Origin of the sequence: Baaleninema simplex PCC 7105 (genome assembly GCF_000332355.1) — a bacterium.
Taxonomy (GTDB): domain Bacteria; phylum Cyanobacteriota; class Cyanobacteriia; order Cyanobacteriales; family Geitlerinemataceae; genus Baaleninema; species Baaleninema simplex.
Genome location: NZ_KB235958.1, coordinates 196424 through 203510 on the forward strand (window position 1 = coordinate 196424; position 7087 = coordinate 203510).

The following is a 7087-nucleotide window of genomic DNA, read 5'->3' on the forward strand; positions in this document are numbered from 1 at the left end:
TTAGCTAGACAACTCTCCAATAAAATCATTCACCGCATCATACTGATCGTGATACAAAATATACTTTATCAACAGATCTAAATCTAAATCCGGCAACAGACCGCTCCTCTCCACCCGACGATACTCCCCTTGCCAAGAATAGACTGTCAACAAACCATCCTCCCAAAACCAAACCTCTTGAATCCCAAGCCTGCCATAGATTTCCAGCGAATCAATTCCACCACTGGACATCACCACCTCGATCGCTAGATCGGGAATCGCCTTTCTACTGCCAAAACTATAGGACTCATCAGGTTCCTTTTGAACCCCAATCCCCTCATCTCCCAACGTCGCACTGCCTTGACTATAAAAGCGAATTCCTTGACTTCTCAAATAGGCTTCCAATAACAAGCTAATCGTCCGTTTATAATACTCATGCTCGTCCCCCAAAATCACAATTTGTAAAACTCCATCCAAATAGACTAATCTGACCCCAGCAATGGGAGCAAACGACGACTCCAAACTCTTAAACTGTTGCCAGGTAATGCCAGACAGAACTAAAGATTCTTCGCGACTTTCAACAAAGTCTTGCTGTTGTCCTCCTCGTTGAATCCTCATCCCAGAACCTCCCGCAGCGTATCGACTACCCTATCCTGAGCGGATTCGGTCAACCCATAATATAACGGTAAACTAATCGCCTCTCGATAATAGCGCTCTGCCTCCGGAAAATCTCCCCATTGAAACCCGAGTTTTTGGTAATACGGCTGAGTATGGACGGGGATATAATGTAAATTTACCCCAATTCCCGCGCCTCGCAACGCCTCAAACACTTCCCGATGGGTTTTCTCAATTTTCTCTCGGTTTAAGCGAACGACGTACAAGTGCCAACTCGATGCAGTATCTGAATGTTGTGCGGGTAACGTGACGGGCAACCCTTGCAGTAACTCGTCATACCGACACGCCAAAAATCGACGACGGGACACAAACTCATCGAGACGCTGCATCTGACTCGCTCCCAACGCCGCTTGAATGTCCGTCATGCGATAGTTCAATCCCAACTCTAACTGTTGGTAATACCACGAACCATGAGGCGCTTCGGTCATGAAGTCAGGATTGCGCGTGATGCCGTGGGTTCTCAGCCGAACGAGCCGTTCGTACAAATCCTCTCGATTCGTCACCACCATTCCGCCTTCCCCCGTGGTGATAATCTTCACAGGATGAAAGCTGAACACTGCCAGATCGGAATACGCACAAGATCCGACGGGCTTACCTTTATACTGCGCTCCGATCGCGTGCGAGGCATCCTCAAGCACCGTAAACCCATAACGTCGCGCCAGCGGTTCGATACGTTCCATCTCGCAGGATTGCCCCGCCAGATGCACGGGAACTACCACCTTGGGAAGTTTCCCTTCCCGTTCGGCGCGATCGAGCTTCTGTTCCAATACCTCAATACTGAGGTTATAAGTCCGAGGATTGATATCGACAAAATCGACATCTGCACCACAATACAACCCACAGTTTGCCGAAGCCACAAAGGTATTCGGCGAAGTCCAGAGAATATCCCCTTTTCCCAATCCGGCAGCTAAACAGGCAATGTGTAAAGCGGCGGTAGCACTCGTCACGGCTACAGCATATTTCGCGCTGCAATACTCCGCAACCGCTTTTTCAAAGCGTTGAATTGCCGGCCCTTGGGTAATCCAGTCCGATCTCAACACTTCAACCACAGCATCGATATCCTGCTGCGAAATATCCTGACGACCGTAGGGGATATACTCTGCCATAAACCTATTCTCGAATCAAATCGAGTAACTGCTCTGCTGTCAGCCATTCCGTATTATTGTCGGAACTGTAGACAAATCCTTCCGGCACGGGTTTTCCCGTTTCTCCCACTGCGTTACAGCTATAGTCTACTTTGTGAGAGTATTCAATGGTCGGCGTGATGACGTAGCGATCGAAAAACTCCAAGGTCAAGTGAGAGGACTCAGCTAGACACATCACCTCATGCAGTTTTTCCCCAGGGCGAATTCCAACAATTTTGTGAGGGAGATCGGGCGCTAAAGCCTTCGCCATCTCCGTCATTTTCATCGACGGAATCTTAGGAACGAAAATTTCGCCGCCCTGCATGCGATCGAAGCTTGAAAGAACCAGATCCACGCCTTGCTGAAGCGTAATCCAGAACCGAGTCATTCGCGGATCGGTAATCGGAAGCTCTGTCGCCCCCTCCGCAATCAGTCGTTTGAAAAACGGAATAACAGAACCGCGCGAGCCAAGCACGTTACCATAACGAACAACTGAAAATCGCGTCTTGAGGCTACCCACAATATTATTCGCCGCAACAAATAATTTATCTGCCGCTAACTTTGTGGCACCATAAAGATTAACGGGATTCACTGCCTTATCTGTAGACAAAGCAATGACTTTTTCAACTCCCTGCTCCAAGGCAACATCAATAACATTATTCGCGCCGTGAATATTGGTTTTAATACACTCCATTGGATTGTATTCAGCAGCGGGAATCTGCTTGAGTGCTGCGGCGTGAATAACATAATCCACATCCCGCATCGCTAAACCCAGGCGCTTAGAATCCCGAACATCACCAATAAAATAGCGCATGGATGGCGCATCAAACACTTGCGACATCTCGAATTGCTTGAGTTCGTCACGGGAGTAAACGATGATTCGCCGTGGCTGGTAACGCTCCAACAGAGTTTTAACACAGTGCTTCCCAAAGGAACCCGTTCCGCCCGTAATTAATATCGTCTTACCATCAAACATTTTGTGTATCTTTACAATTCCAAATATATTAAGTTTGACCTCGACACCATTCTCAGTGTACCGATTGAATGAATAGCAAAATCCAGAAATAGACTTTTACCAGATAGCTACCCAGGCTTTTTGCGGATTAATCCTAAAATGTCAGGATTAGATTGGCTTAACTGAACCTACAGCTCCGAAGAATTTGTGGCTGAAGAAAACCTCAAACAAAAACACTCAAGTCTACTTAAAGTGTCTTGACGAAAGATGTTTTTCTAAGTTCCCACTCCACTAAATCACCAACCAATCGAATATCTGTTTTGCCGACACGCTCAGATTGTCCAGACCCTCCCACACCGGTAAAGGTTCCACCCCCGATCGCACCTGCGGCAAGCTATCCGGTTGGAATACTACCACCGACTCGTCTTGAGGGTCAATCAACCATCCTAATTGCGTCCCGGCATTCAAGCAATAGAGAATTTTCTCAATGACCTGGTTCGCCGACTGCTCCGGCGACAGAATCTCGATAACCCAATCCGGATGACAGTCGAAGCGATTGGCAATTCTCCCCCGTTCCGTCCGGGGAATCCGACTCCAAACAAACACGGCGATATCAGGAACGATCGATCGTCCCGAAAACGTACACCGCAGTTCCGTAAACGCATGAGCCAACTTCCCCGGAACCGCCACCTCGTTAATCGCCGTCCCCAGGCGAATCTGTAACGTGCTATGTTCCCCTTGCGGCATGGGTTTTTGCCGAACGCTCCCCTCCACATATTCACAAGCCGGTTGAGTCTCGGGATAAGCCAAGAACTCCTCAAGAGTAAGTTGACCCATCAAGGGAGGAACCGCAACCATAAAACACCTCCAAACCGTCAAATTACAACCCTCACGACCCCAACCCCGTCTGCAACCGCGCCAACACCTGCCCCATCTCCCCCGCCAGCAGCGCCTTCACGTCCAACGCCAACCCCAGAAAAAACGGACTGCTCAAACACCCCGCCGCGTCCGGTTCCTGCTGGCGATATTCCCCCTCCTCCAGCACGTACCAGCGAAACTCCTCTTCCAGAACCACCCAAACCAGATATTCCCGAACCCCATTGCGACGATAAGCCCGTAACTTATCGTGGAGGTCGTAAGATGCCGTACTCGCCGCAATCTCCACAATCAACTCCGGCGCACCTTCAAGATAATCGTCCTCGCTAATCCGCGACTGTCCCCCCGCCGACGCATCAAGGCGCAAAAGAGCATCCGGTTGAACTTCATTTTTCGAGTCTAGGCGAACTGTCGCGTTATCTCCAAGCGTTACACTTGGCGCGATCGCTTCGTACACTCCCAACCAAGTTATAACTCGAGCATGAGGGTTCGCGTGTTTTCCCATCCTCACCGGAGATGCCACATAAACGACTCCTTCCACTAGCTCGGCTTTCTTAACATAAGGCATTCCGTGGTAGCGTTTCTCAAATTCAACCCGAGACAGACGGTCTCCACTTTCCAAAATTGGCACGAGTTTCGACGCCACCTGTTTTCCTCGACTCACGACAAAACCTCCCCTCGTTCTCAAATCGGTCTAGACAGACTGCTGCTGCAACCAAACCTGAAAATCCGCCATTCCCGTAAAATCCAACAGCGCATCCGCCAAGGCTTCCCGCTGCGTTCGAGAAAGCGATTTCACCTGTTGTTGCTGCTGGGGGGACAGTTCCCCACAACGGCGGCTTAACTGTCGCAGCAGTATCTCCAGTTCGCCTTGGTCGAGACCTTCCTGGCGACCTTCGGCGAACACATCCTTGTAAAACTGGGTGTCCTGAAGTCTGACGTTCGTGATATCCAACATCTCCCGTATCTGCTCCAAACTCAACTTTGGAAACTTACTCACCAGTATACTTTCGAGCAAATCTAAGCGTCGCTGAAATGCCGCTTCACTCGCTTCTCGACTTAACAGACGACGGGCACTTTCGGCCGCTTCTTCTGGCGAAACCACCAATAACCGCAACAGTTCTAAATTGGGACTCAAGTCCGTCAATGGGATTAAATCTTCGAGATAGAACCGTTCCACTTGGCTGTCTAACAGGCTGCGATAGGGCGTTTCAACGCCAAAATCCAAGGTACGACGGGGAAACAGCAACAATCCCCGCCAAGGTCGCGTCACCTCGTACTGTTCCAAATACAGGAAAATTTCCCCGAAAAAGCGTCGATAAAACCCGTTGTCGCTCTGCATCTGGGCTTCGAGGAATACCAGGGGGAGGTTGAGGTCGTCGCCGATAGGAGTCAGTAAGCCATCGAGTCGCCGTTCCCGTTCTTTGAGGACGGGGGCGCTATACTCGAACTCGCAATCTGGCGGAATTCCGGGGACGAGTTCGGCGATGAGTTCCGGTTGTCGCAGGAAAATGCGGTAGAAAATCTTGTCGGTTTTCATAGCGATATACGTTGGCGGTGCGTGACGATGTATCGGTTTCAGGTTCGACCCCCGAGTTTTCAAGTCACGCACCCTACGTCACTGTAATAACAAGACGATCGACCCTCAAATTCCCCCCTTTCCAACCGCCTACAATACAAACATCGCCCCAAACTACCAGGAGGCCATCCCATGCACTCCACCCTCACCTTGGAACTGCCCATCTCCACCGTTCTCCAGGTCACTCAGGAACAATTTGAAGCCCTCGCCGCGGCCAATCGCGACTTACGCTTAGAACGTACCGCCAAAGGAGAATTGATTGTCATGCCCCCTGCTGGCGGCGAATCCGGTCGACGAAACTTCAGCTTGACCGCCCAACTTGGCATTTGGGTCGAAACTCATCCAGACCTCGGTGAAGGGTTCGACTCTTCTACTGGATTTATCCTCCCCAACGGTGCCATCCGTTCCCCGGATGCGGCTTGGGTCAGTCGCTCTCGCTGGGACGCCCTCACCCCGGAACAACGTCGCGGTTTTCCGCCGCTGTGTCCGGATTTTGTTATCGAACTGCGATCGCCCTCCGATAACCTGCCGCCGCTACAAGCTAAGATGCGGGAATATCGCGACCACGGGACGGGACTGGGTTGGTTCATCGACCCCCAACGGCAACAGGTGGAAATCTATCGTGACGGAAGAGAAGTCGAGGTGTTAGACCGTCCGATGGAACTGTCGGGGGAGTCAGTTTTACCGGGGTTTCGTTTGAATTTGCAGCGAATTTGGCGATAAACCAGCAATTTTTTGTAGATGGATTTCATTTTAAAACACAGCCCAAAAAGACAGATGCGAAAAATACTGTAGAACCTACAATACAAACATCGTCGCCAACTCCCCCCGAGGCCATCCCATGCACGCCACCCTCACTCTAGAACTGCCCACCTCCACCGTTCTCCAAGTCACTCAGGAACAATTTGAAGCCCTGGCTGCGGCCAACCGCGACTTACGCTTAGAACGTACCGCCAAAGGAGAATTGATGGTCATGCCCCCTGCTGGTGGCGAATCTAGCCAAAAAAATAGCAGCCTCACTGGACAACTTTACGCTTGGTTTGAAACCCGTGACAACTTAGGCGTGGTTTTCGACTCCTCTGGGGGATTTATCCTCCCCAACGGTGCCATCCGTTCCCCGGATGCGGCTTGGGTCAGTCGCTCTCGCTGGGACGCCCTCACCTCGGAACAGCGTCGCGGTTTTCCGCCGCTGTGTCCGGATTTTGTTATCGAACTGCGATCGCCCTCCGATAACCTGCCGCCGCTACAAGCTAAGATGCAGGAATATCTCGACAACGGCACTCAACTGGGTTGGCTCATCAACCCCCAACAGCAACAGGTGGAAGTCTATCGTGACGGACGAGAAGTCGAAGTGTTAGACCGTCCTCTGGAACTGTCGGGAGAGTCAGTTTTACCGGAGTTTCGGTTGAATTTGCAGCGGATTTGGTCGCCCTAGAAACTGTCAACGACCCAAATCTCTGGAAGATATCGGGGATTTTCAACCAAACTCAACCGATAATGTCACTCATCACCGCCCCGGCCAAAGGATTGTCAAAACTGCTATGTCGGAACAACCAATTGATAAGTAACGGTTCGATACTAAACTCATCAGCGCCCACTTTTCCTTCAATAAATAGAAATAAAACGTCCATTTGCAGCTTCACCTCATTGTTCTCAAAGTCTTGAAAATAGATAGAAGGTATCTATAAAGAAAAAATTAAGAGGTGAGGCGTTTGAGCATCAGAGCTGTCATGGCTTGATATACAAAGCACTCACTCATCTGAGGAAGACGCTCGTAATCCTTACTCAAACGTCGGTGCTTTCCTAACCAAGCTAAGGTGCGTTCGACGACCCAGCGTCTTGGCAAAACGACAAAACCCGGTTCAGTCCGTTCGACGACCTCCAACTCCAAGTCACAGC

10 protein-coding genes are annotated in these 7087 nt (G+C 50.5%); 2 read left to right on the forward strand and 8 right to left on the reverse strand.

Going from position 1 to position 7087, the window contains the following annotated elements; all coding sequences use genetic code 11:
- The 6 genes from GEI7105_RS0102655 to GEI7105_RS0102680 form a co-directional block, all read right to left on the reverse strand.
- Positions 1 to 597 carry a Uma2 family endonuclease gene (locus GEI7105_RS0102655; protein ID WP_017658937.1) on the reverse strand — a complete coding sequence of 199 codons (597 nt, stop codon included), beginning with the start codon at positions 595 to 597 and terminating at the stop codon, positions 1 to 3.
- Positions 594 to 1760 (reverse strand): UDP-4-amino-4,6-dideoxy-N-acetyl-beta-L-altrosamine transaminase, encoded by a 1167-nt coding sequence (gene pseC / locus GEI7105_RS0102660; RefSeq protein ID WP_017658938.1) that lies wholly within the window; start codon positions 1758 to 1760, stop codon positions 594 to 596. The genes GEI7105_RS0102655 and pseC overlap by 4 nt, the downstream gene beginning before the upstream one ends.
- Before the next feature lie 4 nt (positions 1761 to 1764).
- Positions 1765 to 2754, reverse strand: coding sequence for a UDP-N-acetylglucosamine 4,6-dehydratase (inverting) (gene pseB / locus GEI7105_RS0102665; RefSeq protein WP_017658939.1), 990 nt, complete (start codon positions 2752 to 2754; stop codon positions 1765 to 1767).
- Between the two features lie 270 nt (positions 2755 to 3024).
- Positions 3025 to 3591, reverse strand: a complete 567-nt coding sequence (locus tag GEI7105_RS0102670; protein ID WP_026097374.1) for a Uma2 family endonuclease — start codon at positions 3589 to 3591, stop codon at positions 3025 to 3027.
- 31 nt (positions 3592 to 3622) lie between these two features.
- Positions 3623 to 4273: a Uma2 family endonuclease gene (locus GEI7105_RS0102675; RefSeq protein WP_245555362.1), complete on the reverse strand. Its 651-nt coding sequence runs from the start codon at positions 4271 to 4273 to the stop codon at positions 3623 to 3625.
- Positions 4274 to 4303: 30 nt separating this feature from the next.
- Positions 4304 to 5149, reverse strand: coding sequence for a DUF2887 domain-containing protein (locus GEI7105_RS0102680; RefSeq protein ID WP_017658942.1), 846 nt, complete (start codon positions 5147 to 5149; stop codon positions 4304 to 4306).
- Positions 5150 to 5320: 171 nt separating this feature from the next.
- Here GEI7105_RS0102680 and GEI7105_RS0102685 point away from each other — a divergent pair, with 171 nt between their 5' ends.
- Together GEI7105_RS0102685 and GEI7105_RS0102690 are read left to right on the forward strand one after the other, a co-directional pair.
- Positions 5321 to 5911, forward strand: coding sequence for a Uma2 family endonuclease (locus tag GEI7105_RS0102685; RefSeq protein ID WP_017658943.1), 591 nt, complete (start codon positions 5321 to 5323; stop codon positions 5909 to 5911).
- A 118-nt stretch (positions 5912 to 6029) separates the two neighbouring features.
- Positions 6030 to 6623, forward strand: coding sequence for a Uma2 family endonuclease (locus tag GEI7105_RS0102690; RefSeq protein WP_017658944.1), 594 nt, complete (start codon positions 6030 to 6032; stop codon positions 6621 to 6623).
- A 52-nt stretch (positions 6624 to 6675) separates the two neighbouring features.
- Here the strand turns inward: GEI7105_RS0102690 and GEI7105_RS38145 are convergent, their stop codons facing one another.
- Complete coding sequence (locus tag GEI7105_RS38145; protein WP_158413146.1) at positions 6676 to 6819, reverse strand: hypothetical protein; 144 nt, start codon at positions 6817 to 6819, stop codon at positions 6676 to 6678.
- A gap of 65 nt (positions 6820 to 6884) precedes the next feature.
- The coding region (locus tag GEI7105_RS38150; protein ID WP_158413147.1) for a transposase at positions 6885 to 7087 on the reverse strand (203 nt) is incomplete at its 5' end.

Coding starts and splice junctions, on each gene's coding strand:
- GEI7105_RS0102655 (WP_017658937.1), bottom strand. CDS start 597: ATGAGGATTCAACGAGGAGGACAACAGCAAGACTTTGTTGAAAGTCGC.
- pseC (WP_017658938.1), bottom strand. CDS start 1,760: ATGGCAGAGTATATCCCCTACGGTCGTCAGGATATTTCGCAGCAGGAT.
- pseB (WP_017658939.1), bottom strand. CDS start 2,754: ATGTTTGATGGTAAGACGATATTAATTACGGGCGGAACGGGTTCCTTT.
- GEI7105_RS0102670 (WP_026097374.1), bottom strand. CDS start 3,591: ATGGTTGCGGTTCCTCCCTTGATGGGTCAACTTACTCTTGAGGAGTTC.
- GEI7105_RS0102680 (WP_017658942.1), bottom strand. CDS start 5,149: ATGAAAACCGACAAGATTTTCTACCGCATTTTCCTGCGACAACCGGAA.
- GEI7105_RS0102685 (WP_017658943.1), top strand. CDS start 5,321: ATGCACTCCACCCTCACCTTGGAACTGCCCATCTCCACCGTTCTCCAG.
- GEI7105_RS0102690 (WP_017658944.1), top strand. CDS start 6,030: ATGCACGCCACCCTCACTCTAGAACTGCCCACCTCCACCGTTCTCCAA.
- GEI7105_RS38145 (WP_158413146.1), bottom strand. CDS start 6,819: ATGGACGTTTTATTTCTATTTATTGAAGGAAAAGTGGGCGCTGATGAG.